Annotated in this window: 25 protein-coding genes; 14 read left to right on the top strand and 11 right to left on the bottom strand. The window is 71.9% G+C overall.

The genetic code is table 11. The features are described 5' to 3' along the window. The first annotated feature begins 2 nt into the window (after window positions 1-2). Window positions 3-968 carry a coiled-coil domain-containing protein gene (locus ACGFI7_RS21670; protein ID WP_393407081.1) on the top strand — a complete coding sequence of 322 codons (966 nt, stop codon included), beginning with the start codon at window positions 3-5 and terminating at the stop codon, window positions 966-968. Window positions 969-1,184: 216 nt separating this feature from the next. Further along, window positions 1,185-2,492 (top strand): DUF2716 domain-containing protein, encoded by a 1,308-nt coding sequence (locus tag ACGFI7_RS21665; protein ID WP_393407078.1) that lies wholly within the window; start codon window positions 1,185-1,187, stop codon window positions 2,490-2,492. Between the two features lie 5 nt (window positions 2,493-2,497). Here the strand turns inward: ACGFI7_RS21665 and ACGFI7_RS21660 are convergent, their stop codons facing one another. The 4 genes from ACGFI7_RS21660 to ACGFI7_RS21645 form a co-directional block, all read right to left on the bottom strand. Beyond that, window positions 2,498-3,160: a maleylpyruvate isomerase N-terminal domain-containing protein gene (locus ACGFI7_RS21660; protein ID WP_393407075.1), complete on the bottom strand. Its 663-nt coding sequence runs from the start codon at window positions 3,158-3,160 to the stop codon at window positions 2,498-2,500. Between the two features lie 106 nt (window positions 3,161-3,266). Beyond that, window positions 3,267-3,620 (bottom strand): MmcQ/YjbR family DNA-binding protein, encoded by a 354-nt coding sequence (locus ACGFI7_RS21655; protein ID WP_393407073.1) that lies wholly within the window; start codon window positions 3,618-3,620, stop codon window positions 3,267-3,269. Between the two features lie 31 nt (window positions 3,621-3,651). Beyond that, window positions 3,652-4,956 carry a M50 family metallopeptidase gene (locus ACGFI7_RS21650; protein ID WP_393407071.1) on the bottom strand — a complete coding sequence of 435 codons (1,305 nt, stop codon included), beginning with the start codon at window positions 4,954-4,956 and terminating at the stop codon, window positions 3,652-3,654. A gap of 105 nt (window positions 4,957-5,061) precedes the next feature. After that, window positions 5,062-6,177 carry a PP2C family protein-serine/threonine phosphatase gene (locus ACGFI7_RS21645; RefSeq protein ID WP_393407068.1) on the bottom strand — a complete coding sequence of 372 codons (1,116 nt, stop codon included), beginning with the start codon at window positions 6,175-6,177 and terminating at the stop codon, window positions 5,062-5,064. Between the two features lie 117 nt (window positions 6,178-6,294). Between ACGFI7_RS21645 and ACGFI7_RS21640 the strand changes: the two genes are divergently transcribed. Together ACGFI7_RS21640 and ACGFI7_RS21635 are read left to right on the top strand one after the other, a co-directional pair. Beyond that, window positions 6,295-7,524, top strand: coding sequence for a GNAT family N-acetyltransferase (locus ACGFI7_RS21640; RefSeq protein WP_393407065.1), 1,230 nt, complete (start codon window positions 6,295-6,297; stop codon window positions 7,522-7,524). A 14-nt stretch (window positions 7,525-7,538) separates the two neighbouring features. Continuing rightward, a complete protein-coding gene (locus tag ACGFI7_RS21635) occupies window positions 7,539-7,685 on the top strand; it encodes a hypothetical protein (protein WP_393407062.1) in 147 nt (48 codons plus the stop codon). On the opposite strand, the gene ACGFI7_RS21630 is transcribed toward ACGFI7_RS21635, so the two are convergent. Further along, entirely contained in the window at window positions 7,682-8,152 is a 471-nt protein-coding gene (locus ACGFI7_RS21630) for a ribose-5-phosphate isomerase (RefSeq protein WP_393407059.1), read from the bottom strand. The genes ACGFI7_RS21635 and ACGFI7_RS21630 overlap by 4 nt on opposite strands. Before the next feature lie 104 nt (window positions 8,153-8,256). On the opposite strand from ACGFI7_RS21630, the gene def reads away from it, so the two are divergent. Both def and ACGFI7_RS21620 read left to right on the top strand, forming a co-directional pair. Then, window positions 8,257-8,742, top strand: coding sequence for a peptide deformylase (gene def / locus ACGFI7_RS21625; RefSeq protein ID WP_393407056.1), 486 nt, complete (start codon window positions 8,257-8,259; stop codon window positions 8,740-8,742). Between the two features lie 10 nt (window positions 8,743-8,752). Next, window positions 8,753-9,481 (top strand): SDR family oxidoreductase, encoded by a 729-nt coding sequence (locus ACGFI7_RS21620; protein WP_393407053.1) that lies wholly within the window; start codon window positions 8,753-8,755, stop codon window positions 9,479-9,481. Window positions 9,482-9,491: 10 nt separating this feature from the next. On the opposite strand, the gene ACGFI7_RS21615 is transcribed toward ACGFI7_RS21620, so the two are convergent. Together ACGFI7_RS21615 and ACGFI7_RS21610 are read right to left on the bottom strand one after the other, a co-directional pair. Beyond that, on the bottom strand, window positions 9,492-10,895 hold the full coding sequence (locus tag ACGFI7_RS21615; RefSeq protein ID WP_393407050.1) for an aldehyde dehydrogenase family protein: 1,404 nt from the start codon (window positions 10,893-10,895) through the stop codon (window positions 9,492-9,494). Window positions 10,896-11,000: 105 nt separating this feature from the next. Further along, on the bottom strand, window positions 11,001-11,621 hold the full coding sequence (locus ACGFI7_RS21610; RefSeq protein ID WP_393407047.1) for a disulfide bond formation protein DsbA: 621 nt from the start codon (window positions 11,619-11,621) through the stop codon (window positions 11,001-11,003). 80 nt (window positions 11,622-11,701) lie between these two features. Here ACGFI7_RS21610 and pepN point away from each other — a divergent pair, with 80 nt between their 5' ends. The 3 genes from pepN (at window position 11,702) to ACGFI7_RS21595 (ending at window position 16,811) form a co-directional block, all read left to right on the top strand. Beyond that, on the top strand, window positions 11,702-14,230 hold the full coding sequence (pepN, locus tag ACGFI7_RS21605) for an aminopeptidase N (RefSeq protein ID WP_393407044.1): 2,529 nt from the start codon (window positions 11,702-11,704) through the stop codon (window positions 14,228-14,230). Window positions 14,231-14,409: 179 nt separating this feature from the next. Next, the gene (locus ACGFI7_RS21600; RefSeq protein WP_393407042.1) at window positions 14,410-15,783 is read left to right on the top strand and encodes a protein kinase; all 1,374 of its coding nucleotides are present in this window, start codon (window positions 14,410-14,412) and stop codon (window positions 15,781-15,783) included. An 80-nt stretch (window positions 15,784-15,863) separates the two neighbouring features. Beyond that, complete coding sequence (locus tag ACGFI7_RS21595) at window positions 15,864-16,811, top strand: hypothetical protein (RefSeq protein WP_393407039.1); 948 nt, start codon at window positions 15,864-15,866, stop codon at window positions 16,809-16,811. A 1-nt stretch (window position 16,812) separates the two neighbouring features. Here ACGFI7_RS21595 and ACGFI7_RS21590 read toward each other — a convergent pair whose 3' ends face one another. After that, window positions 16,813-17,175 (bottom strand): DUF5130 family protein, encoded by a 363-nt coding sequence (locus ACGFI7_RS21590; RefSeq protein WP_393407036.1) that lies wholly within the window; start codon window positions 17,173-17,175, stop codon window positions 16,813-16,815. A 5-nt stretch (window positions 17,176-17,180) separates the two neighbouring features. After that, window positions 17,181-17,471 (bottom strand): hypothetical protein, encoded by a 291-nt coding sequence (locus ACGFI7_RS21585; protein WP_393407034.1) that lies wholly within the window; start codon window positions 17,469-17,471, stop codon window positions 17,181-17,183. 391 nt (window positions 17,472-17,862) lie between these two features. Between ACGFI7_RS21585 and ACGFI7_RS21580 the strand changes: the two genes are divergently transcribed. Continuing rightward, window positions 17,863-18,552 carry a nuclease-related domain-containing protein gene (locus ACGFI7_RS21580; RefSeq protein WP_393407032.1) on the top strand — a complete coding sequence of 230 codons (690 nt, stop codon included), beginning with the start codon at window positions 17,863-17,865 and terminating at the stop codon, window positions 18,550-18,552. 132 nt (window positions 18,553-18,684) lie between these two features. Continuing rightward, the gene (locus ACGFI7_RS21575; RefSeq protein ID WP_393407029.1) at window positions 18,685-19,653 is read left to right on the top strand and encodes a TIGR03885 family FMN-dependent LLM class oxidoreductase; all 969 of its coding nucleotides are present in this window, start codon (window positions 18,685-18,687) and stop codon (window positions 19,651-19,653) included. Window positions 19,654-19,696: 43 nt separating this feature from the next. Here ACGFI7_RS21575 and ACGFI7_RS21570 read toward each other — a convergent pair whose 3' ends face one another. Further along, entirely contained in the window at window positions 19,697-20,386 is a 690-nt protein-coding gene (locus ACGFI7_RS21570; protein ID WP_393407026.1) for a TetR/AcrR family transcriptional regulator, read from the bottom strand. A 61-nt stretch (window positions 20,387-20,447) separates the two neighbouring features. On the opposite strand from ACGFI7_RS21570, the gene ACGFI7_RS21565 reads away from it, so the two are divergent. From ACGFI7_RS21565 to ACGFI7_RS21555, 3 genes are all read left to right on the top strand, one after another. Next, window positions 20,448-21,257: a thioesterase family protein gene (locus tag ACGFI7_RS21565; protein WP_393407023.1), complete on the top strand. Its 810-nt coding sequence runs from the start codon at window positions 20,448-20,450 to the stop codon at window positions 21,255-21,257. Window positions 21,258-21,341: 84 nt separating this feature from the next. Beyond that, on the top strand, window positions 21,342-23,180 hold the full coding sequence (gene ilvD / locus ACGFI7_RS21560) for a dihydroxy-acid dehydratase (RefSeq protein WP_393407021.1): 1,839 nt from the start codon (window positions 21,342-21,344) through the stop codon (window positions 23,178-23,180). Window positions 23,181-23,258: 78 nt separating this feature from the next. Further along, a complete protein-coding gene (locus ACGFI7_RS21555; protein ID WP_393407018.1) occupies window positions 23,259-23,753 on the top strand; it encodes a helix-turn-helix transcriptional regulator in 495 nt (164 codons plus the stop codon). A gap of 380 nt (window positions 23,754-24,133) precedes the next feature. Here the strand turns inward: ACGFI7_RS21555 and ACGFI7_RS21550 are convergent, their stop codons facing one another. Then, entirely contained in the window at window positions 24,134-24,346 is a 213-nt protein-coding gene (locus ACGFI7_RS21550) for a zinc ribbon domain-containing protein (RefSeq protein ID WP_393407016.1), read from the bottom strand. Between the last annotated feature and the right edge of the window lie 18 nt (window positions 24,347-24,364).

Here is a 24,364-nt window from a genome sequence, read left to right as displayed (position 1 = left end):
ACGTGGCGGCAGCGTCCCCCGCGCACCATGCCATCGGTTTCATCACCGCCGCGGCGGTGGCTTTCATCCCCGTCCTGACCGCGCCCGCGGCAGCGGACCCCAAGCCCAGCGAGCAGCAGCTCCGCAAGGAGCTGAAGCAGCTCAACGCGAAGGTCGACAAGCTGATCGAGCGCTACAACCTCAAGCGCGTCGAGCTGGCCGAGGCCCGCAAGGCGGCGCAGGCCGCCGAGGAGCGGCTGGCCACGGCCGAGAAGGCGCTCGACACCGCCGAGCAGCGGGTCGCCGACCTGGCCAGGCTGCAGTACCAGAACGGCGGCGGCATGCGGCTGCCCAGCCTGATGACGCTGCCCGACGGCCGCGGCGCTGCCCTGCTGGAGCAGCTCACGGCCGAGCAGCAGGCGATGGTCGCCAAGGTGGCGGCGGCCCGCGACGAGAAGAAGAAGGCGGTCGACGAGGCGGCCAAGCTGGCCAAGGAGATCGAGGCCGACGCCGCCGAGGTGACCGACCAGCGCGAAGACGCCGAGGACGTCATCAAGGACATCCAGGGCAAGCTGGAGGACCTGGTGCCGTTCGCCACCGGCCGCCGTTCCGACGGCAGCTGGGCGCCGCAGCTCCCGTCCGGCTCCGACAACATCACGCCGCGCACCCGGCTGATGAAGACGGAGCTGGCGAAGAACTTCGCCCTGCCGTTCAGCGTGGGCTGCTTCCGCGCCGGCTCCAGCGGAGAGCATCCACTGGGCCGGGCCTGCGACTTCATGATGAGCACCGGCGGTTCGATGCCGACGGCGGGCAACGCGGCACTCGGCGACCGCATCGCCGAGTGGGCCCTCAGCAACCGCGCCAAACTGGGCGTGAAGTACGTGATCTGGAAGCAGCGCATCAACCACGGCTCGGGCTGGAGCGGCATGTCCAACCGCGGCAGCATCACCGAGAACCACTTCGACCACGTCCACATCTCGATGCACTGAAAGCAGCCGGTGAGCTTCTCGGGATCGGCGACCGAGAGGCCAGTACCGCGCGGCACGTCGAGACCACGGCTGCCCCTGTCCCGGCGGCTCCGTCGACGCCATCGGCGCACTGCGTGCCTTGGGCCGCGCGGACGCGCCACCCCGTTCGTGCCGCGCCATGGGTTGCTGAAACAGGAGATAGTGCCTCTGAGTGATCAGAACTGAGAGGCAGACGACGTGGCTGAGGTGGCCGAGAGCCTGCTGGCTGTCTACGAGAGCCAGTTACGCGGCATCGTTCCGCGGGACACGCCGTGGGGAGCCGTGGTCGAGCGGGACGGGTCGCTGGTCCGCACGCACTACGGCACCCACGGAACCGTCGACCACGCCGGTCCGGTCGGCGACGACCTGGCGGAGTCGATCCGTCGGCAGCAGGCCCTCTTCGCCGCGCGCCACGAGCCGGTCGAGTGGAAGGTCTACGCCCACGACTCCCCGTTGCTCGGCGCGTCGCTGCGGGCCGCGGGGTTCGTCCCGGGGCCGATGCGCGCCGTCCTCGCGGCCGGCATCGCGGACGTCCCGTCGGCCGAAGCCCTCCGGCCGGGCATGCGCGTACGATACGAAAGCTACGGAGAACTCGAGCGACTGCTCCGCAAGGCCGCGGCCGCGCCCGAGCAGCGGCGGCCGCTCTCGGAGATGGTGGCCGACGGGATGGCCCGCAGGACGGGATCGGAGATGAAGATCCTGGTGCTGGAGCACGAGGGGCGGATCCTGGACGCGCTCTGGATCGAGCACGTGGGCGACACCGACTTCGCGGCCGTCGGAGGCATCACCGGCCCCCGGCCCGAACTGCTCCAAGCCGCGGCCGCCTGGGCCGAAGGGCGTGATCTACGCGGGTTCCGGCCCCGTACGCCGCGCTATCTCGTCGCCGAAGCACCCGACTCGCTGGTGCCCGCTTACCTCACCACGGGCTTCCATGAGATCACCCGGGTGAGCACCTACCGCTGGGCGCCCGCGGGCGAGCCGGCCAGGGAGCGGGCCACCATGCAGCTCCTGTCCGAACCCGAGCATGACGAGATCTGGAAGCGGTTCGAGACCCGGTTCGAGGTGACCTACGAGACCGCCGATCGCGGCATCGTCGAGCCTCCTGCCTCCGCAACCTGGTATCTCGGCGCCATCGAACGTTCGGACGATCCGGTGCTGGCCGAGGTGGAAGGGATCATCGCGCGCGGTGTACGTGCGGTCGCTCGACCTGGGGACCGGCTTTACCGTCTCAAGTGGTTCATCAGCGGCTCCCGCACGGATCCACTCCGTGCCGGTGGGCCCGGGCAGCCATACTGGGTGGGTTACGCCTACCTGGTCGACGAACACGTCGTCCAGGTCACCGAGGACCTCAGGATGGGCACGTTCGGCAACTGGAGCGAAGCCTCCCTGTGCGTCTTCGGCGAGGAGCTCCTGGCGTACGTGGACGAAGACCTGACCGCGCTTCTCGGCATCGTCCTCCGACGCGGCGGGCGCCCGGTCGGCAACGTCTGGAGCTTCGGTCCCTGACACCGTCAGCCCAGGACGAAGGGGACGGGCAGGTCGCGCAGCGTCGCTCGCTGGGTGGCTGTCGGCGTTCGCCGGCCGGTGCCGATCAGCAGGGTCTCCTCGTCGGTGAACGACGTGGGGAACGACGTGGGGAACGGGGTGCCGGCGATCGTCTCCAGCATCTGGCGGGACCGGGCCAGGGCCTCCTCGGGGGGTCCCGGGACGGAGGGGAGGTGGGCGACGAGGTCGAGGTGGTGGAGTGTCCACTCCAGGACGTACGCGGCGAGGTAGTCGCCCGTGCTGAGGACCTCGTCCCGGGTGGTGACCAGGGCGTGCGGGTCGGCCAGTTCGGCGGCGCGTCCGGCGGCGGAGCCCACGTCGTCGAGGTGGAAGCGGAGCAGCCGGGGATCGCCGTACGCGGCGGCGAGCCGGACCGTCAGGGCGTCGAGCGGATCCTCGCCGGTCGGCGGCGTTGAGGAGACCTCCCAGTAGGTGATCGCGTCGCGGGTGGGCGGGCCGTTCGCGGGGGTCACCAGGGTGATCAGGACGTCCTGGGCGTCGATGATCAGGTGGCACACCAGGTCGCGTACGAGCCAGCCGGCGCAGCCGGAGGGCCGGGTGAAGGCGTCGTCCGGCAGGTCGGCGACGGCCGTGCGCAAGGCTGTCCACGAGCGTCCGAAAAGGTCCATCAACGCACGCTAGCGCGGCCGGAGACCTCGTGGGGCGGCTCAGGCCACGCGGGTGGGGATGCGCGCAGCGGCTCGGCGGAGGCGGGCAGGGACGCTGCCAGGCGGCTCAGGGCAGTTGAGTGAGGAGGGACTTGGGGGCGATCTGCCGGTAGGCGTCGGTGACGAGTTCGGCGATCTCGTCCCAGTCGACGCCCTCGACGTCGAGGTGGACGCCGAGCCAGCCGCGGTGTCCGACGTACGGGGGGCGGAAGAAGCGGATCGGGTCGTGCGCCACCAGTTCCTCCTGGGCGCCGGGCGGGGCCGCGCACCAGAAGGCGAGCCGGTCGTCGTGGTGGTGGTCGGCGTACATGACGAACGTCTTCTTGCCGCGGACGAACCAGGTGGGCTCGCCGTGGCTCAGCCGTTCGGTCACCTCGGGCAGGGACAGGCAGATGGCGCGCAGCCGTTCCAGCGGGTCCATGCCCACGATTATGCGCCCCGGGCGGGCGGGGTCAGCCGGTGAGACGGAGCGGGTTGATCAGGTCGGCGTAGACCAGCAGCCCGGCCATGACGATCATGACGATGGCCAGGGCGTAGGTCAGGGGCAGCACCTTGGCGATGTCGACGTAGGACGGCTCGGGACGGCGCATGATCCGCGCCCAGGCGCGCTTGAGGCCCTCCCAGAGCCCGCCGGCGATGTGGCCGCCGTCGAGCGGCAGCAGCGGGATCAGGTTGAACATGCCGATCGCGAGGTTGAACCCGGCCAGCAGGTTGACGAAGACGAACAGCTTCTGCACGCCGGTCAGGTCGGAGGCGAGGATCTCGCCGCCCATGCGGCCCGCGCCGACGACGCCCACCGGGCCCTCGGGGTCGCGCTCGGCCCCGGAGAACGCGGCGTCCCAGACGCCGACCATCTTCTGCGGCAGGTTGACCAGGGACATCGCGACGCGGCCGGTCAGGTCGGCCATGTACGGGAAGACCGCGCCGAAGCTCTGCTGCTGCATGACCTCGGTCGGCAGCACGCCGAGGAAGCCGACGTTCTTCTCGATCACGTCGGGCTCGCCGGGCTTGGGCCGGTCCTGGGCGATGAGCGAGGTCTGCAGGGTCATGGCCGTGCCGTCGCGGACGATGCCCAGCTCGGCGGGGCCGGCGCCGTGGGAGCGGATGATCCGGGTGGCGTCCTCCCACGTCTCGATCTTCTGCCCGTCGAGGGAGACGATCTTGTCACCGGCCTTCAGCCCCGCCTGGGAGGCGGGGGTGGGCTGGTCGCCGGAGCGGCACTCGGTGCGCTGCTCGCTGATCGGGATGACGCACGTGTTGGTCTCGGGCGAGACGATCGGCGCGTAGGTGGGCACGCCGATGCCGACGAGCAGGAGCGTGTAGAGGAAGAAGGCCAGCACGAAGTTCATCGCGGGGCCGCCGGACATGACGATGACCTTCTGCCACCACTTCTTGCGGTAGAAGACGCGGCCCTCGTCGCCGGGCCTGACCTCCTCCAGCGCCACCTCCCTGGCCTGCTCGATCAGGGCCTGGAAGGGACCGGTGGAGCTGCCGCGCAGCTTGTTGGGGTCGTCGCCGGGCTTGGGCGGCAGCATGCCGATCATGCGGATGTAGCCGCCGAGCGGCAGCCACTTGATGCCGTACTCGGTCTCACCCTTGCGCCGGGACCACATGGTGGGCCCGAAGCCGACCATGTACTGGGTCACCTTGATGCCGAAGAACTTCGCTGGCAGGAGGTGGCCGATCTCGTGCAACCCGATGGACACCATCAGTCCGATGAAGAAGATGGCGATCCCCAGGAGGAAGAGCCAGTCCATATATGCGCGCTCCAGGCCGGAAGGTCTCGACGTTCCAAGACTAGTCGACCCCACCGCCCGCGGACGCTTACCCGCCCTTGACGGTATGCGGAGGAACGCCCGACCCTAGGGGCGCCAGATGAGCACCAGCGCGCAGTCGTCGTTGTGACCTGAGGCCATGGCGTTGACCAGCGCCCGCGCCCCGTCGCGGAACCCGGAGGGCAGCAGCCGCTCGGCCTCGCCGAGCAGCCGGTCGAGCCCGGCGTCGATGTCGCGCCCCGGCTGCTCGATCAGCCCGTCGGTGTAGAGCAGCAGCGCGTCGCCCTTGTGGAGGGTGCCGGTCTCGGGCTCGCAGTGGAGGTCGGGCACCACGCCGAGGACCACGCCCTTGGCGGAGGCGACCTCCCAGTTGCCGGTGCCGGCGTCGAACTTCACGACCGGCGGGTGGCCCGCGGAGGTGATGGTGTAGTCGCCGGTGGCCAGGTCGAGCCGGACGTGCACGGCGGTGACGAAACCCTCGTCGCCGCGCTGGCGGTGGAGGTAGGCGTTGCAGGCGGGCAGGAAGTCGTCGACGGAGCCGAGCAGCCCGCCGAAGGTGCCCGACAGCAGCAGCGCCCTGGTGCCGGCGTCGACGCCCTTGCCCGAGACGTCGACCAGCGCGATGTCGACCCGGTCGCCGTCGCGCATGGACACCAGGAAGTCGCCGCCGAAGGAGGAGCCGCCGGCCTGCTTGAGCACCACCTTGCCGCCCCAGTCCTTGGGCAGCGGAGGCAGCTCGCCCTGGCTCCTGAGCCGGTCGCGCAGCTCCAGCAGCATGGCGTCGCCGCGCAGGCCCTGGACGCCGAGCTTGCCGCGGGTGCGGGCCATGAGCAGGGCCAGTACGGCGGTGAACCCGATCGTCACGGTGAGGCCGACGCCGACCCGGCCCGCGCCGAGCGTGACGGCGATGTAGCCGAGCGAGACCGCCACCGCCACCAGCAGCACGACCAGGCTGCGCAGGCGGAGCTGCAGGCCGCCGATCAGCGTGACCAGGATGAGCAGCGACGGCGAGAACCACTCGGTGGACACCTGGGCCGCGAGCAGCCCGACGACGACCGTGACCACGGTCAGGGCGATCAGCAGGTTGCGGTCTCTGGCCAGCGGGCCCCGCCTGACGAACCGGACGAGCTGCACCAGGAACGGCACCCGCACCAGGATCGCGCGGAGCCGTGGCGGGATCAGCGGCGCCGGTCGGGTACTCATGATGCGCTCGACTGTATCGGGCTGGCACCGATTTGGGCAGCCGACTTGACCAAGACCTTGATCATCAACCGGCTTATTCGGTGGCCCGCCCCGGTGGCTCGCTCGTACCGTGGACGGATGACGTACCCGATCCGTCCGATCGACGAGAGCGAGTGGCCCGCGTTCGCCGGTGTGCTCGCCGAGGGTTTCAGCTGGACACCGCATCCGCAGCAGGAAGAGCGGTGGAAGAGGCAGACGGAGTTCGACCGCACGCTCGCCGTCTTCGACGGTGACACGATGGTGGCCTCCACGTCAGTGCACAGCCTCACCATGACGGTGCCGGGCGCGCGGCTCCCCGTCGCGGGCGTGACGGCCGTGGCCGTGCTTCCCTCCCATCGCCGCCGGGGCATCCTGTCGGCGCTCATGCGCAGGCAGCTCGCCGACGTGCGCGAGCGCGGCGAGTCGGTGGCGGCCCTGTACGCGTCGGAGGCGCCGATCTACGGCCGGTTCGGGTACGGGCGCGCGGCCGGGCTGATGTCGTTCACCGTCGCCAGGCACGGCGGGGCGTTCGCCCCGGGGGCGCCGGTGGACGCGGCGCTGCGGCTGCGCGTGGTCAAGCCCGTCGAGGCGCGCGGGGATTACGAGCGGCTGTTCGCCGCGGTCGCCGGCTCGCGGCCCGGCCTGTACGACCGGGGGGCGGCGTTCTGGGACGCGGTCCTGGCCGACGAGGAGCACGACCAGGGCGGCGCGGGCGTGCTGCGGTCGCTGGTGGCCGAGGACGACGGCGGGGTGCGCGGTTACGCGCTGTTCAGGGTCAAGGGCGACTGGGACGCCCACGGGATGCCCGACGGCGAGGTGCGGGTGCAGGAGGTGTTCGCCGCCGATCCGGCCGCGTACGCGCTGCTGTGGCGCGGGATCCTCGACCGCGATCTGGTGACGCGGGTCGTGGCGCACGGCAGGCCGGTGGACGACCCGCTGCTCGCGCTGATCGCCAACCCGCGGCAGCTCCGCGCCACCTGGTCCGACGAGCTGTGGGCGCGTCTCGTCCAGGTCGACAGGGCGCTGGAGTCACGGGCCTACGCGGCGCCGGTGGACGTGGTGATGGAGGTCTCGGACGCGACGTGCCCGTGGAACGCGGGCCGCTGGCGGCTGCGCGCCGACACCGCCGGGGCGGAGTGCAAGCAGGTGGACGAGGAGCCCGACCTCACGCTGGACGTGGCCGCGCTGGGCTCGGCCTATCTCGGCGAGGGGGCGCTGGCCACCATGCACGCGGCCGGGATGGTGGGCGAGCGCACCCCGGGCGCGGTGCGGGCGCTGGCCACGGCGATGAGCTGGGAGCCGAAGCCGTGGGGCGGCCTGGTCTTCTGACGTACAGTCGTCGTATGGCCCTGCAGAGCTTGCAGATCACGGCGATCACGGCGATGCGCGCGCGTGACGTGTCGCGCCCGTCGAAGGAACAGCAGGAGGCCGCCGACCGGCGGCCCCTGCGTGACGAGATGCCCAGGCGCGAGGGCAAGCGGCGCGGTTAGCCGGGGAGCGAGGGCAGCTGCCCGATGGTCTCGTAGGCCTCGACCTGGGCGATGCGCCGGCTGTGGCGTTCGCTGCCGGAGAACGCGGTGGCGAGGAACACCTCGACGAACCGCGTGGCGTCCTCGGTGGAGTGCATGCGCCCGCCGATCGAGACGATGTTGGCGTTGTTGTGCTCGCGGGCGAGCGAGGCGGTCTCCTCGCTCCAGGCCAGCGCGGCGCGGATGCCGCGCACCTTGTTGGCGGCCATCTGCTCGCCGTTGCCCGAGCCGCCGATGACCACGCCGAGGCTGCCGGGATCGCCCGCGACGCCCTCGGCGGCGCGCAGGCAGAAGACGGGATAGTCGTCCTCGGCGTCGTACACGAAGGGGCCGCAGTCGGTCACCTCGTGACCCTGGTCCTTCAGCCACGACACCAGGTGGTTCTTCAGCTCATAGCCGGCATGGTCGGCACCGATGTAGACACGCACACGTCCAGTCTTCCACAGCCGGGCACGATGGGTTCCGGCCGCCGTCCGCCTCGCTAGAGTAAGGGACGCTGATGGCCACCGGTCCTTACTGAGAGGAAGCCTCCATGCGCGAGATCCGCGTGCTCGCCGATCCCGTCCTGCGCACGCCCGCCGATCCCGTCGACAGCTTCGACCGCGAGCTGCGACGGCTGATCGACGAGATGTTCGAGGCGATGTACGCGGCCGACGGGGTGGGCCTGGCCGGCCCGCAGATCGGGGTGGGGCGCCGGCTGTTCGTCTACGACATCAGCGGGCGCAAGGGCCACGTGATCAACCCGGTGCTGACCGTCGACGACCCGGCGGAGGTCGTGGAGGAGGAGGGCTGCCTGTCCGTCCCCGACCGGCGGACCGGCCGCCCGGTCTACGCGCCGACCGCCCGCGCCGCCGGGGTGACGGTCGTGGGCGTCGATCGGCTGGAGCGGCCCGTACGGATCAGCGCGCGCGGCTCGCTGGCCCGCTGCTTCCAGCACGAGACCGACCACCTCGACGGCCGGCTGTTCGTGGACCGGCTGCCGAAGGACGAGGCGCGCAAGATCGTGCTGCGCACCTAGGGTGGGGCGCATGACAGTTCTTTCCGGCAAGGGCGCGCTCGTGACCGGAGGCTCCCGCGGCATCGGCAGGGCCGTGGTGGAGCGGCTGGCGGCCGACGGCGCGCGGGTGGTCTTCGGCTACCGGCACGACGCGGAGGCCGCCGAGCAGGTCGCGAAGCAGACGGGCGCCGTCGCGGTGCGGGCCGACCAGGGCAGTGAGGAGGACCTCGCCCGGTTGTTCGCCACGGCGGAGGAGCGGCTGCCCGGGGTCGACATCCTGGTCAACAACGCCGCCGAGACCGGCCCGGCGCTGATCGCCGACGTGACGCCCGAGTTGTACGAGCGGATGTTCGCGGTCAACACCCGCGCCGTCTTCCTGGCCTTCCAGTGGGCGGCCGGGGTGATGCGCGACGGCGGGCGGATCGTCAACGTCTCGACGCTCAACACCGAGATGCCGGCGCCCGCCACCGCTCTCTACGCGGCCACCAAGGCCGCGATCGAGCAGTTCGCCAAGGTGGCGGCGCGCGAGCTGGGCGGGCGCGGCATCACGGCCAACAACGTGCTGCCGGGCGCGACCGACACCGCCATGCTGCGCTCCGCCAACCCGCCGGAGGCGCTGGAGCAGGCACAGGGGTTCACCGCGCTGCGCCGGCTCGGGCGGCCGGAGGACGTGGCGGCCGTGGTGGCCTTCCTGGCCGGGCCCGACGGCGGGTGGGTCACCGGCCAGAGCATCCGGGCCACGGGCGGGATGATCCTCTGAGGCCGCCCGGCTAGAGCTGCACCGCCTTGACCTCGAAGAACTCCTCCAGACCGTACTCGCCCAGCTCGCGGCCGACGCCCGAGCGCTTGTAGCCGCCGAAGGGCGCCAGCGGGTTGAAGTTGCCGCCGTTGACCGCGACCTGCCCGGTGCGCAGCCTGCGCGCCACGCCGACCGCGCGCTCCTCGGTGGCCGCCCACACCGCGCCCGCGAGCCCGTACGGGGTGCCGTTGGCGATCTCGACGGCCTGGTCCTCGGTGGTGTAGGGGATGATCGACAGCACCGGGCCGAAGATCTCCTCCTGCTCGATGACCATGCCGGGCTCGACGCCCGCGAAGACGGTCGGCTCGACGTAGTAGCCCTGGGGCAGCGGGCGGTCGGTGCCGCCGGCGACCAGCCGGGCGCCTTCCTCCTGGCCCCGGTTGATGTAGCGGATCACCCGGTCGCGCTGCGCCGCCGACACCAGCGGGCCGACCCGGGTCGTCTCGTCGAACGGGTCGCCGACGGTGTAGCGGGCGGTCGCCTCGACGGCCAGGCGGACGGCCTCGTCGTAGCGGTCGCGGTGCACGATCATGCGGGTGAGCGCCGAGCAGGTCTGCCCGGCGTTGATGTAGCAGTTGGCGACGCCCACCTTGACGGCCGTGCCGAGGTCGGCGTCGGGCAGGATGACGTTCGCGGACTTGCCGCCGAGCTCCAGCGCCACCCGCTTGACCCCGTCGGAGGCCAGCGCGGCCACCCGCCGTCCGGCGACGGTGGAGCCGGTGAAGGACACCATGTCGACCTCGGGGTGGGCGGCCATGGCCTCGCCGACGACCGGGCCGCGCCCGCTGACCAGGTTGAAGACGCCGGGGGGCAGGCCCACCTCGTGGAAGATCTCGGTCAGCGCGTACGCCGCCAGCGGCGCCACCTCGCTGGGCTTGAGCACGACCGTGCAGCCTGCGGCGAGCGCCGGGGCCACCTTGGCGACGATCTGGTGCAGCGGGTAGTTCCAGGGCGTGATCGCGGCCACCACCCCGACCGGCTCCTTGACGATCAGCGAGTTGCCGACGCGGGTCTCGAGCGGGTGGCTCTCGGCCAGCTGGGCGTAGGAGGCCAGCACTCCCGCGGGCATGAGCGTCTGCACCTTCAGCGCGAACCCCAGGGGCGAGCCCATGTCGGTGGCGATGGTCCTGGCCACCTCGTCGGCCCGCTGCTTCAGCGACTCGGCGGCGGCGGCCAGCAGCTTGCCCCGCTCGGCGGGCGGCATGGCCGACCAGCCGGGGAAGGCGCGCCGCGCGGCCGCCACCGCGGCCTCGACGTCGGCCGGGACGCCCGCCGGCACCTGGTCGACGGTCTCCTCGGTGGCCGGGTTGACGACATCGATGGCCTCACCAGAGGCGGAGGCGGCCCAGGCACCGCCGATGTATAGCTGACGCATAGCCCCATCCTGGCGTGCCCCGGGTCACATTGCGAGATGGCGGGGCGTCCCGGGGTGAGCCGACTCAACCGGGAAGACAGCTTCTTCTACCGTCGCAGGGGAAAATCAGTCGAACCGCGGCTCGCTCGTACGGGAGCGCTTGAGCTCGAAGAACTCGTCGAAGCCGGTGACGAGCAGGACACCGTCCCACAGCCGGCCGGCGTCCTCGCCGCGCGGGATGGAGGAGATGACCGGGCCGAAGAACGCGTTCTGCCCGACGCGGATGACGGGGGTGCCGACCTCCTGGCCGACGAGGGTGATGCCCTCGTCGTGCGAGCGGCGCACGGCCTCGTCGTAGTCGGTGGAGTCCATGGCGTCGGCGAGCGCGGTGTCGAGACCGGCGGCGGCGAGGGCGTCCTGGACGGTGTCGCGCAGGTCGCCGAGGCGGCGGACCGCGCGCTGGTTGTGGAAGCGGGTGCCGAGCTCGGTGTAGAGAGGGCCGACGACGTGCTCGCCGTACTTGGCGGCGGCCGCGGCCACCACCCGGACCGGGCCGATCGCGCGGGCGATCTGCTCGCGGTAGGCCTCAGGGACGTCCTTGCCCTCGTTGAGCACGTTGAGGCTCATGATGTGCCAGCGCGGCTCGATGGGACGGACCTTCTCCACTTCGAGAAGCCATCGTGACGTCACCCAGGCGAAGGGGCAGAAAGGATCGAACCACAAATCCACAGGAGTCTTCTCGCTCATGTGGGCCATAACCTGGGGAGGTTCGAATCCTATTCCAGGGTCCGGCGAACCCCGACGAAGTGGTTGAAAAGGAGCGCAACTTGGCAGGCAACCTGACCCGGGACGAGGCACGCGAGCGGGCCCGCCTGTTGAAGGTCGATTCGTACGCGGTGGCGCTCGACCTGACTGCGGGTGACGAGCGCTTCGACAGTGTGACCACGGTGCGCTTCACCTGTACGAGGCCGGGCGCCGACACGTTCATCGACCTGCACGGCGCGCACGTGCGCAAGGTGACGCTCAACGGCGCGGACCTCGACGTCTCCGCCTATGACGCCGACCGGGGCCGCTTCCCGCTGACCGGGCTGGCCGAGTCCAACGAGCTGGTCGTCGACGCCGACTGCGTCTACATGCGCAGCGGCGAGGGCCTGCACCGTTTCGTCGACCCGGTCGACCAGAAGGTCTACCTGCACAGTCAGTTCGAGACGGCCGACGCCCACCGCATGTACGCGTGCTTCGACCAGCCGGACCTCAAGGCGACCTTCCAGCTGACCGTGCTCGCCCCCGGCGACTGGGAGGTGGTGTCCAACGCCGCCGCGTCGACCGTGGCGGACGAGGGCGCCGCCAAGCGGTGGACGTTCCCGGCCACGCCGGTGATGTCGACCTACATCACCGCCCTGGTGGCCGGTCCGTACCACAAGGTGACCTCCGAGCACGACGGCATCCCGCTGGGCATCTACTGCCGGGCGTCGCTGGCCGAGCACCTCGACGCGGACAACATCCTGGAGGTCACCCGCCAGGGGTTCGACTTCTTCCACAAGGTGTTCGGGGTGCGCTACCCGTTCGGCAAGTACGACCAGCTGTTCGTGCCGGAGTTCAACGCCGGGGCGATGGAGAACGCCGGGTGTGTGACGTTCCTGGAGGATTACGTCTTCCGGTCCCGGGTCACCGACGCGGTGGTGGAGCGGCGGGCCGAGACCATCCTGCACGAGATGGCCCACATGTGGTTCGGCGACCTGGTCACCATGCGCTGGTGGGACGACCTGTGGCTGAACGAGTCGTTCGCCACCTACATGTCCGTGCTCTCCCAGGCCGAGGCCACCCGGTGGGGCAAGGGCGCGTGGACCACGTTCGCCAACGTCGAGAAGGCCTGGGCCTACCGCCAGGACCAGCTCCCGTCCACCCACCCGATCGCCGCCGACATCCCCGACATGCAGGCGGTCGAGGTCAACTTCGACGGCATCACCTACGCCAAGGGCGCCTCGGTGCTCAAGCAGCTGGTCGCCTACGTCGGGCTGGACAACTTCCTGGCGGGCGTGCGCGACTACTTCGACGAGCACGCCTGGGGCAACACCGAGCTGAAGGACCTGCTCACCGCGCTGGAGCGGACCTCCGGCCGCGACCTGTCGGCGTGGTCGAAGGAGTGGCTGGAGACCGCCTGGGTCAACACGCTGCGGCCGTCGTTCGAGGTGGCCGACGGCAGGTTCACCCGGTTCGAGGTGCTGCAGGAGGCTCCGGCCGACTACCCGACGCTGCGTTCGCACCGGGTCGCGATCGGCCTCTACTCACTGGCCGACGGCGAGCTGACCCGGACCAAGCGGGTCGAGCTGGACGTGGTGGGCGCCCGCACCACCGTGGCCGAGCTGGCCGGCGAGGAGCAGCCCGACCTCGTCCTGATCAACGACGACGATCTCACGTACGCGAAGATCCGGCTGGACGAGCGGTCGCTGCGCACGCTCGTCGACGGCGGCATCGCGAAGTTCACCGAGTCGCTGCCCCGGGCGCTGTGCTGGTCGGCGGCCTGGGACATGACCCGCGACGGCGAGATGTCCACCCGCGACTACGTCAAGCTGGTGACCTCCGGCGTGGGCACGGTCAAGGACCTGACCGTGCTGCAGACGGTGCTGCGTCAGGGGCGGCAGGCGGCCCAGCAGTACGCCGACCCGGCGTGGCGGGCCGAGGGGCTGGCGCTGCTGGCCCGCGAGCTGCGGACGCTGCTGGCGGGGGCCGAGCCGGGCTCCGACCACCAACTCGCCTACCTTCAGGCGTTCGCGCCGGTCGCGACCTCCGCCGAGGACCTCGCCGTGCTGCGGGCCATCCTCGACGGGACCGACGTGCCCGAGGGGCTGAGCGTCGACGCCGACCTGCGCTGGACCCTCACCGCCGCGCTGGTCGGCGGCGGCGAGCTCGGCGAGGACGACATCGCGGCCGAGCTGCGGCGCGACCCGACGGCCACCGGCGAGCGGTCCGCGGCGCTGTGCCGGGCCACCGTCCCGACGGCGGAGGCCAAGGCGGCGGCGTGGGAGCGCATCATCGGCGGCGAGCTGCCCAACCACATCGCGCGCACCACGATCAACGGGTTCCAGGACCCCCACCACGCCGAGCTCCTGGCGCCCTACCGCGACAAGTACTTCGCCGAGGTGGGGCGCATCTACCGGGAGTGGACCTTCGACCAGGCGTCCACGTTCGCGGTCGGGTGCTTCCCCGCGCTGCTGATCGAGGAGGAGACGGTCCGGGCGGCGCAGGCCTACCTGGAGGCGGAGCAGCCGCCGCAGGCGCTGCGCCGGCTCATCCTGGAAGGCGCCGACGGCGTGAGCCGCGCCCTGCGCAACCGCGCCCGCGACGCGTCCTAGCGCTCGGCTCCTGACGCTCGGCGACGGTCCCTCCCCTTCCGGGAGGGGCCGTCCCGTTCTCTTTCCCGCCGCCGACCAGCGGCGGCCCGTCCGGGCGCTCCTGCCTCGGGAAACGGCTGCCATGACGGCGGGATCGTTATGAGCACGCGCACCGCTGACCCGGTGTTAGCGTTGATGTCGTGCTGGGTTCAGGAACCACGCTGAGTGATCGCTACCTGCTGACCGACCGGGTCGGCGGTGGCGGCATGGGCGAGGTCTGGCGCGCCACCGACACGGTGCTCGGCCGCACGGTGGCGGTCAAGGTGCTCATGCCGGCGCTGAGCGAGGACGCCGCGTTCCTCCAGCGGTTCCAGAACGAAGCCAGGGCCATGGCCACGCTCCGCCATCCGGGCGTGGTCGACGTCTACGACTACGGCGCCTGCGACGTCGGCGGCCGCCGCGTGACGTTCCTGGTGATGCAGTTCGTCGAGGGCGAGTCGCTCGACAAGCGGCTGCGCCGGTCGGCGCTCGATCCGGAGACCGCCATGCGGCTGGTCGCCGAGGTGGCCGACGCGCTGGCCGCGGCCCACGCGCAGGGCATCGTGCACCGCGACGTCAAGCCCGCCAACCTCATCGTGCGGGCCGACGGGTCGGTGGCGCTGACCGACTTCGGCATCGCCCACTCGGCGTCGGCCGGCCAGCTCACGGCCACCGGGTCGATGCTCTGCTCGGCAGGCTACTGCGCGCCCGAGATGGCCACCTCCAGCCAGGTCACCCCGGCGGTCGACCTCTACGCGCTGGGCGTGGTGGCCTACGAGTGCCTGACCGGCCGGCTGCCCTACCAGGGCGACACCCCGGTCCAGATCATCTACAAGCACCTGCACGCGCCGGTCCCGCCGCTGCCGCCCGAGGTGCCGCGCGGGCCGCGCGAGCTGGTGGCCAGGGCCATGGAGAAGACGCCCGAGCGCCGCTACGCCTCCGCCGCCGAGATGGCGCGGGCCGCCCGGACGGCCATGTCCACCCCGGACACGGCCCCCGACACCGCCCCCGACACCGCCCCCGACACCGCCCGCCACACCGCCCGCGACACGGCGCCCACGCCGATCCTGGCGCCGGCTCCGCGTCGCCGGCGCCTGGTCTCGGCCGCGCTCGCGATGGCGCTCGCGGTGCTGGTCACCGTGGGGGTCGCGGCCGTGGTGTGGATGCGTCCCGCGCAGACCGCCCAGCACGACCCCGCCCCTGCGCCCGCGACCTCGTCCGAGCAGCGGCCCACGCCCACCGTGACCGAGCACCCGACCCAGGCGGGCAACCAGGTCCCCGACTCCAGGCCGACGCGCGCCCCGGCGACCACCGGTTCCGGCACCCCCACCCCGACCGGCACGGCCACGGTGACCGCCGACCCGACGGACCCGCCGACCACCCCCGAGCCCGACCCGACCACCGAGCCCGAGCCGGACCCGACCGAGGAGCCGACCCAGGAGCCGTCCGAGCCCGACCCGCACGAGCCGACGCAGGAGCCCACGCTCTCCAAGCCGACGGGTGACATCCAGTGCGTCAGGGCACCCTGCCCCTGACGCAGAGGGCGGCGCCCAAGCGGACGATGGGGCTGCGTCGGCGGCGCGTTCCTGTGGGTGGGGCTGAGTAGGGTGATCCGGTGGAGACGACTCGTGATCTGTTCATGGCGCTGGCCCGGCGCTACGCGTTCGCCGACCTCGGGGCGCTGACGCCCGACCCCCGCATCGCGGAGGCCTGTGAGTTCGGGCAGCGGCTGCTGTCGCTCGACGCCGAGGACTTCGCCGTCGACACCAAGGCCGTGCCCGCCTCGCTCAGGCGGCAGGCGCGGGCCTGTCACATGCCGCAGACCCCGCGCGAGCAACCGCGCGGGGCGCTGGAGTCGCTGCGTCCCGCCTACGGCCTGCTGCTGGAGGTCATCGCGATCCGCTGGCACCGGCGGGAGCTGAGCCCGATGATCGCCGCGGTGCACATCGCCTCCGAATACCTGCCGTTGCTGGCGTTCGAGCCGCACCTGGGTCACGCGGGCGACCCGGCGGGCTGGCCGGAGGGGCTGAGCGTGGCCGGGAGCCGGTTCGGCGTGATCGGCGACCGCGAGTGTGACCACACCAAGTCCGAGCAGTCGGCCACCAACCGGACTCTTCGCGTGGCGGGCGAGCCCGCGGAAGGCTGGCGCGCGTACTTCGACCGGCAGCACAGCCAGGTGGCGGGCGCGCTCGCGGTGTGCGTCGCCACCTGCCGCAACCCCTGCACGGCCATGGACTGGATCGCTCCCGAGCCGCGCGCCGACCTCCAGGTGCGCGCCCGCACGGCGCTGGCGTTCGCGGAGACCCCGCTGGTACGGCTGCGTCACGCGGCGCCGGTGGGCCACGGCTTCGGCGTGCCGTCGCCCGAGGAGGTGCTCGACGCGTGGGAGCGCAGCCGCACGGCGCTCGGCAAGAACGCGGTGGGCGCGGCGGCCGCGGCCGACGACGGTTTCCCGCTGCCCGGCCTGCCGTCGTTGTTCGCCGCCGTCGCCCAGGCCCCGATCGAGCCGTCCACGCTGCTCAAGGGCGTGAGCGACCACGTCACGGCGCTGATCGGCGACTGACTCAGCGGCGGGCGGTGGCCTGCTCGGCCAGGGCGCCGATCCCGTACAGCAGACCGCCCACCAGGTCTCCGGCGCTGAACGCGGTGGCCATGGACATCGCCGTCAGCCGGCACGACGCGTCGGAGAGCCTGCGCCTGGCCTGCTCGCCGGTGACGATCTCCAGGGCGCGGCCGCCCAGGTCGACCATGATCACGACCGCGTCGTCCGCCTCCTCGTCGAGCGCGGCGTGCAGGCGTTCGGCGAAGTGCCGCCTGCCGCCGACCGGCGAGCCGAGGAAGAGCGCGAAGCGCAGGCCGCTGCGCCGCTCGGCGGCTCGCAGGGCCTCCCGCACGTCGTCGGCCTGGGCCGCGGTGAGAGTTCGCATGCCGATCACCATCCCGCCGAAGCGCCGCCGACCCGCCTGCCGGGCTCGGCGGTCTCCGCGGCGGCGACCCAGTCGATCTCGCCAGGCGGCGCCCACCGCGGCGGCCGGTCGACCAGGACCAGCCCGGACGTGCTGACGCCTCGGTCGGTGCGGCCCGGCCCGCCGATCCACACCGGCCCGGCTTCCGCCTTACGCGCGGCACCGCGCCCCGGTATGAAGACGAGCAGGCTGATCAACACGAACAACCCCAGCGACACCCCGATGAGAAAGAGCAGGATCTCCAGCGCGCTGTCCACATCACGAACGTAATCCCGGGCCGTGCGTCCGGCCAGACCCATGGACGAGAGTCTTGACAGGAGATGACCAAGACCTGGTCAACATGATCGGCACGGCCTCCGGCAGAGCTAGGATCGCTCCCGGACGCCCCCGAACCTCTCTAGAGAAGAACGTAATAAGTACCCGGAAACCGGGCGTAGGACACAGTGAGCTGGGCCATAAAACTATGGACAAGGCAGCACTAGGAATGCATCAGACCCGCGGGCTACGGTGAGCGACGTGGACTCCGACCCTCAGCGTGAAGACGGTCACGACACGTCCCCGATCTGGGTGAGGGACAGACCGGAAAACGAGCAGACCGCCAAGCCATCGGCGCCCACCACCACCTATGCGCCGGTCGAGCGGACCTCCATGCGTGTGCTGCTCCAGCAGCCGCGCTTCCGGCGCATGCGCAACCGCGCTCTGCTGGCCCTGGCCGTCGGCGTCGCCGTGGGCCTGCTCGTCATGGACTGGCGGGTCGGCGCGACCGCGGGCGTGCTCGCCGCCATCGGCGAGGCCGTCTACCGCGCGCGTTCCAACTCGACGGTGCCCGCCTGGCGGCGGTCCTCCGTGGCCGAGCGCCGCACCGAGGCGCAGCTCCGGCAGCTTGAGCGCCGCGGCTACCGTACGCTCCACGCCCGCGCCATCCCCGGCACCGAGGCGCAGATCGACCATCTGGTCGTCGGGCCCACGGGGGTGTACGCGGTCGACTCGGAGAAGTGGGACAAGCGGCTCCCCGTACGCGTCCAGATGGGCAAGAAGCTCTTCCACGGCCCCTTCGACAAGAAGGACCGGCTGGTCGAGGCCAAGGGCGAGGCCACCAGGGCCGCCGAGCTGATCAGCAAGGCCTACGGCCACCAGGTCTCCGTGGTGCCCTCGCTGGCCATCTACGGCCCGCCGGTGCCCTGGAAGATCATGACGATCAAGGGCGTGGACGTCTACGAAGGCGGCCGGGCGCGCCGATGGATCACCAAGCGGGAGCACGCGCTCACCGAGACCGAGATCAACAAGATCTACGAGATCGCCGCCCAGGTGCTCCCCCCGCGCTACGGCGAGGGCTGATCACCGGAGCCTCCTCAGGACGTCGCGGCGATCCCGGGTAACCGGGCCGCGCCGGGGAAGCGGGAGAGAGATGGCGGGGCCGGGCGTGCGCGCGGCCCCGGACGCCCGTTGATCCCCCTGAGGAGAGCCCCCATGGTCACACTCGGTTTCCACGCCTCGCACGAACAGCTCGCGCCGAGCGCCCTGCTGGAGGCGGTGTGCCGGGCCGAGGAGGCGGGCTTCGCCGCCGCGATGTGCTCCGACCACTTCGCGCCGTGGAGCCACGCCCAGGGTCATTCCGGTTATGCCTGGTCCTGGCTGGGAGCCGCGCTGGCCCGTACCAGCTTGCCGTTCGGCGTCGTCAGCGCGCCCGGCCAGCGTTACCACCCGGCGGTGGCCGCGCAGAAGGCGGCCACGTTGCGCGAGATGTTCCCTGGCCGGTTCTGGATGGCGCTGGGCAGCGGCGAGGCGCTCAACGAGCACATCACCGGCGACCGGTGGCCGGCCAAGGCGGAGCGCAACGCGCGGCTGCTTGAGTGCGTCGACGTCATGCGGGCGCTGTTCGCCGGGGAGTGCGTGTCGCACGACGGGCTGGTCAGGGTCGACCGCGCGCGCCTCTACACCCTCCCCGAGTCGCCGCCTCCGCTGATCGGCGCGGCCGTCACCGCCGAGACGGCCAAGTGGGCCGGTTCGTGGGCCGACGGGCTCATCACCGTCAACCAGGACGTGTCCCGGCTGCGCCAGGTTATCCAGGCGTTCCGCGAGGGCGGCGGCGAGGGCAAGCCGATCTACCTCCAGGTCCACCTGTCGTGGGCCGAGGACGAGGACACGGCGCTGCGCATCGCGCACGAGCAGTGGCGCACGGGGATGTTCGGCGGCGAGGTGGCCTGGAACCTGGAGACCCCGTCCGCGTTCGAGCAGGCCGCCGTGGCGGTCAGGCCCGAGGACATGCGGGCCTCGGTGCTGGTCTCCGCCGACCTGGAACGCCAGGCGGGCTGGCTGGCCGAGCTCGCCGGGCTGGGCTTCGACGGGCTCTATCTGCACCACGTGGGCCAGGAGCAGCACGCCTTCATCGACGCCTTCGGCGAGAAGGTCCTCCCCCAGCTGTCGCGACCGTCCTGATCCCGCGCGTTCTGATCCCGCGCGTTCTGATCCCGCGTACGGGCTATGAGGCCGGTCCGTCGCCGGCCGGCAGGCGGGCCGCGAAGGCGTCCAGCGCGGCGGCGAGGTCGGCGCTGGACGGCGGCCGGCCCGTCAGGCGCGGCCCGAGCGCGGCCCCGAACCCGCTGATCCGGACCATCAGGTCGACCATCACCTCGCGGTCCGGCCACGGGAACGACGGCTGCGCGATGAGCAGCGCGGCGCAGCCGTGCGCCGCGGACCACAGGGCGAGGGCGAGCTGCTCGGGCTCGCCCCGCAGCACGCCCGACTCGACGCAGGCGCGCACCGCGTCCAGCATGTAGCCGAAGCACGCGCGGGCGGCGGGCGGCACCGCCTCTCCCGTCGAGGGGGTCATCATCAGCACCCGGTACTGCACCGGACGGTCGAGCGCGAAGCGGATGTAGGCCCGGCCGCACCGGCCCAGCCGCTGGAACGGATCGGGGTCGCGGCAGTCGGCGACGAGCCTGCCGAGCTCGTCCCACACCCGCAGGCAGACCGCTTCCAGCAGCTCGTCCTTGTCGGCGAAGTGCAGGTAGACCGAGGGCGTGGAGACCCCGGCGCGGGCGGCGACCGCGCGGATGGTGAGCGCCTCCTCGGTGCCGGTCTCGTCCAGCAGCTCCTCGGCCGCGCGCAGCAGCTCCTCGCGCAGCAGCGCGCCGTCGCCGCGGCGGGCCCGGACCCGTTTCTCCGTCACGCCTCTAGGTTGACGTCGTTAGGTTAACGGTGTCAATCTGACGTCCTGCGAAAGGGAACAGATGACGGAATTCGACGAGGCGACGGCGGTCGAGCCCACCGGTGCGGGCACGTACGAGACCAGGCTCGACGCCACCTGGAGCGTGGGCGACAAGCTGCACGGCGGCTACCTGATGGCGGTGCTTGCCAGAGCGGCGCTGGAGAACGCGGCGGGCCCCGGCCACCCGCACGTGACCGCCGTGAGCGCGTCCTTCGTCGAGCCGCCCGAGCCCGGCCCGGCCGAGGTGCGGGTGGAGGCGCTGCGCACCGGCAGGACCATCACCCAGGTCAGGGCGGAGCTGACGCAGCAGGGCCGGCCGCGGGTGGCGGCGCTGGTGACACTCGGGCTGCTGGACGACGCCGAGCCGCACTGGACGTCGGTGCGGGCGGTCGAGATGCCTCCGGAGGACTCCTGCTTCCTGGCGCCGCGCGAGGTGCCGGGCAACGCGTTCCCGGTGCCGTTGATGGACGTGCTGGAGCTGCGCCTCCACCCCGAGCAGCTGGGCTTCGTGTTCGGGGAGCCCAGCAGGGAAGGGCGGCTCGACAGCTGGCAGCGGCTCAAGGACGGCGCCGCGTGGGACCCGCTCAGCCTGCTGCTCGCCCTCGACCCGGTGCCTCCGGCCTCCTACGACCTCGGCCTGCCGGGCTGGGCGCCGACGATCCAGCTCACCGCGCACGTGCTGCGCCTGCCCTCCCCCGGCCCGGTCCAGGTGCGCCTGTCGGTCACCGAGGTCGGCGGTGGGAGGATGGACGAGACGGCCATGGTGTGGGACTCCACGGGCCGGCTGGTGGCGCAGGCGACGCAGCTCGCGGCGATCCGCGTCCCCGCCTGACGCGTATCGGGTCGTGGACAACCGTCTCAACTACCGGGCGGCGAGCCGTACCATGGATGGACGCACGACGATGGGAGAAGCTCCATGCCCCCGCTCAGGTCACGTACGGTCACCCACGGCAGGAACATGGTCGGTGCCCGGGCCCTGCTCCGGGCGACCGGCGTAGCCGGGAGCGACTTCGGCAAGCCCATCGTCGCGGTGGCCAACAGCTTCACCCAGTTCGTGCCGGGTCACGTCCATCTGCGCGACGTCGGCGACGTGGTGTCCGCGGCGATCCGCGAGGCCGGGGCCATCCCCCGCGAGTTCAACACGATCGCGGTCGACGACGGCATCGCCATGGGCCACGGCGGCATGCTCTACTCGCTGCCGTCGCGCGAGCTCATCGCCGACGCCGTCGAGTACATGGTCAACGCCCACTGCGCCGACGCGCTGATCTGCGTGTCCAACTGCGACAAGATCACCCCGGGCATGCTGCTGGCCGCGTTCCGGCTCAACATCCCGACGGTCTTCGTCTCCGGCGGGCCGATGGAGGCCGGCAAGACGCCCGGCCGCAAGCTCGACCTGATCGACCCGATGATCGCCTCCGCCGACGAGTCCGTCACCGACGCCGAGCTGCTGGAGATGGAGGAGAACGCCTGCCCGACCTGCGGGTCGTGCTCCGGCATGTTCACCGCCAACTCCATGAACTGCCTGGCCGAGGCGATCGGTCTGGCGCTGCCGGGCAACGGCACGATCCTGGCCACCCACCGGGCCCGCAAGGACCTGTTCGAGGAGGCCGGCCGCACCCTCGTCGAGATCAGCCGCCGCTACTACGAGGAGGGCGACGAGTCGGTGCTGCCGCGCTCGATCGCCACCCGCGAGGCGTTCGAGAACGCCATGGCGCTCGACGTGGCGATGGGCGGCTCCACCAACACGATCCTCCACATCCTGGCCGCGGCCCGCGAGGCGCAGGTCGACTTCGGGCTCAAGGAGATCAACGAGATCTCGCTGCGGGTGCCGTGCCTGTGTAAGGTCGCCCCGGCCACCAGCAAGTACCACGTCGAGGACGTCCACCGCGCCGGCGGCATCCCGGCCATCCTGGGCGAGCTCGACCGGGCCGGGCTGCTCCACCGCGACGTCCCGACGGTCAACGGCGGCACGCTCGGCGACCTGCTGGCCGACTGGGACCCGGTGTCGCCCACGGTCAAGCCCGAGGCGATCGAGCTGTGGCACGCCGCGCCGGGCAACGTCCGCACGGTCAAGCCCTACTCGCAGGACAACCGGTGGGACGACCTCGACCTCGACCGGGCCGCCGGGTGCGTGCGCGACCTGGAGCACGCCTACACCGCCGACGGCGGCCTGGCCGTGCTCTACGGCAACATCGCCCGCGACGGCGCCGTGGTGAAGACCGCCGGGGTCGACGAGTCGATCTGGAGGTTCACCGGGCCGGCCGTCGTGTTCGAGTCGCAGGAGCAGGCGGTCGAGGGCATCCTGGGCGACCGGGTCAAGGCGGGCGACGTGGTGGTCATCCGCTACGAGGGCCCCAAGGGCGGCCCCGGCATGCAGGAGATGCTCTACCCGACCTCGTTCCTCAAGGGCAAGGGCCTGGGCAAGACGTGCGCCCTGGTCACCGACGGCCGCTTCTCCGGCGGCACGTCCGGACTGTCGATCGGCCACGCCTCACCCGAGGCGGCCGAGGGCGGCGCGATCGCGCTCGTCGAGGACGGCGACATCATCGAGATCGACATCCCCAACCGCACGATGGAGCTGCGCGTCCCCGAGGCCGAGCTGGCCGCCCGCCGCGAGCGGCTGCTGGCCGAGCTCGGCGGTCACCGCCCGCGCGACCGCGAGCGGCCGGTGAGCGCGGCGCTGCAGGCGTACGCGGCCATGACCACCTCGGCCTCCACCGGCGCCTCGCGCGACCTGTCCCAGCTGTCCACGTGACCCGAACGGCAGGCGACACTCCTGTCGCCTGCCGTACACACTTTCGAAAATGTCAGTGGCTTTACCTATTCTTGGGGTATGGCTGAAGTCGTGAAGCCCCAGACGCAACCGCTGACGACCGCCGAGATCGCCGCACTCGCACTGTCCCTGGCTCACCTGGGGTCGGGCCCGCAGGCCGTCACCGCACGGCGCGGCCTGCAGCACGCCCTCGACCATCTCGACCTCGACGACGACGTCATCGCCGCCACCCTCGACACCCTCATCGAGCCGCTGCCCGCCGACGTGGCCGCCCGGGCCCGGCTCATCGCCGACGCCATCACCAGCCGCATGATGGTCCGTCTCCACTACCGCGACGCCGCCGGCAGCATCACCAGCCGCGAGGTCGAGCCGGTGACCTGCCTGGTCCACCGTGATTACTGGTATCTCGTGGGAGTGTGCCGGATGCGCCGGGCGATCCGGGCCTTCCGGTTCGACCGCATCATCGCGGTCGAGCCCACCCTGACCCCTTCCCGCCCTCACCTGGCCGACCGTTTCCTGCCGTTCCAGCGCCGCAAGCGCACCAGGGCCGCCTGACCTCCCCCCGGGCGGCGTGCCCATCCCACCAGGCACGCCGCCCACCGGGGGCCGCCTGTTGCTGTGGGTCGTACGGCGCCGATGCTCTGTCGGTCGGCTCGCTCAGGCGCGGGCGTTGATCAGTCGTCAGCGTGGGTCCGGGCCCTCGGTGACGCCCCAGGTCTCCGCGCGCCGGCCGTCGTCGATGCGGAGGATCTCGATGAGCACAGGCGCGCCCTGGGGCCCTATCCCCTCGCCACGCGCGCCGCAACCGTGAGCACGTACCTTCCTCGCGACGCGCGCCCGCAACCGTGAGCAGGTACTGAGGCCCGCGCAGCAGTTGTCCGACAGCTCTGCGGGCAGGCGTCACCATCGCCGCGCTCATGCCCCGGCTGCGAACACTAGGCGCAGCAGCCACCGCCGCAGCAGCCGCCGCCCGAGGCGGGGCGGGGGGCGGTGGCGGTGGCGGAGCCGGTCATGCCGACCGTGGTGAGCAGCTTGACCGTGTCGTCGTGGCCCTCCGGGCAGCTGGCCGGGTCGCTCGACGCCGACATCGGCCGGGACACCTCGAACGTGGAGCCGCAGGCGCGGCAGCGGTAGTCGTAACGCGGCATGCGACCAGGGTACCCAAG

Source organism: Nonomuraea sp. NPDC048826 (assembly GCF_043198225.1).
In the GTDB taxonomy this organism is placed as follows: Bacteria; Actinomycetota; Actinomycetes; order Streptosporangiales; family Streptosporangiaceae; genus Nonomuraea.
This window is presented reverse-complemented; position numbering and strand designations above follow the sequence as displayed.

Bases quoted from the DNA above. Each gene is read 5' to 3' on its own strand.
- ACGFI7_RS21635 (WP_393407062.1), top strand. From the start codon at position 7,539: ATGGCCCTGCAGAGCTTGCAGATCACGGCGATCACGGCGATGCGCGCG.
- ACGFI7_RS21620 (WP_393407053.1), top strand. From the start codon at position 8,753: ATGACAGTTCTTTCCGGCAAGGGCGCGCTCGTGACCGGAGGCTCCCGC.
- ACGFI7_RS21575 (WP_393407029.1), top strand. From the start codon at position 18,685: ATGGTCACACTCGGTTTCCACGCCTCGCACGAACAGCTCGCGCCGAGC.
- ACGFI7_RS21565 (WP_393407023.1), top strand. From the start codon at position 20,448: ATGACGGAATTCGACGAGGCGACGGCGGTCGAGCCCACCGGTGCGGGC.
- ACGFI7_RS21590 (WP_393407036.1), bottom strand. From the start codon at position 17,175: ATGCGAACTCTCACCGCGGCCCAGGCCGACGACGTGCGGGAGGCCCTG.
- ACGFI7_RS21555 (WP_393407018.1), top strand. From the start codon at position 23,259: ATGGCTGAAGTCGTGAAGCCCCAGACGCAACCGCTGACGACCGCCGAG.
- ACGFI7_RS21660 (WP_393407075.1), bottom strand. From the start codon at position 3,160: ATGGACCTTTTCGGACGCTCGTGGACAGCCTTGCGCACGGCCGTCGCC.
- ACGFI7_RS21615 (WP_393407050.1), bottom strand. From the start codon at position 10,895: ATGCGTCAGCTATACATCGGCGGTGCCTGGGCCGCCTCCGCCTCTGGT.
- ACGFI7_RS21645 (WP_393407068.1), bottom strand. From the start codon at position 6,177: ATGAGTACCCGACCGGCGCCGCTGATCCCGCCACGGCTCCGCGCGATC.
- ACGFI7_RS21655 (WP_393407073.1), bottom strand. From the start codon at position 3,620: ATGGACCCGCTGGAACGGCTGCGCGCCATCTGCCTGTCCCTGCCCGAG.
- ilvD (WP_393407021.1), top strand. From the start codon at position 21,342: ATGCCCCCGCTCAGGTCACGTACGGTCACCCACGGCAGGAACATGGTC.
- ACGFI7_RS21580 (WP_393407032.1), top strand. From the start codon at position 17,863: ATGCGTGTGCTGCTCCAGCAGCCGCGCTTCCGGCGCATGCGCAACCGC.
- ACGFI7_RS21550 (WP_393407016.1), bottom strand. From the start codon at position 24,346: ATGCCGCGTTACGACTACCGCTGCCGCGCCTGCGGCTCCACGTTCGAG.
- ACGFI7_RS21610 (WP_393407047.1), bottom strand. From the start codon at position 11,621: ATGAGCGAGAAGACTCCTGTGGATTTGTGGTTCGATCCTTTCTGCCCC.
- def (WP_393407056.1), top strand. From the start codon at position 8,257: ATGCGCGAGATCCGCGTGCTCGCCGATCCCGTCCTGCGCACGCCCGCC.
- ACGFI7_RS21640 (WP_393407065.1), top strand. From the start codon at position 6,295: ATGACGTACCCGATCCGTCCGATCGACGAGAGCGAGTGGCCCGCGTTC.
- ACGFI7_RS21650 (WP_393407071.1), bottom strand. From the start codon at position 4,956: ATGGACTGGCTCTTCCTCCTGGGGATCGCCATCTTCTTCATCGGACTG.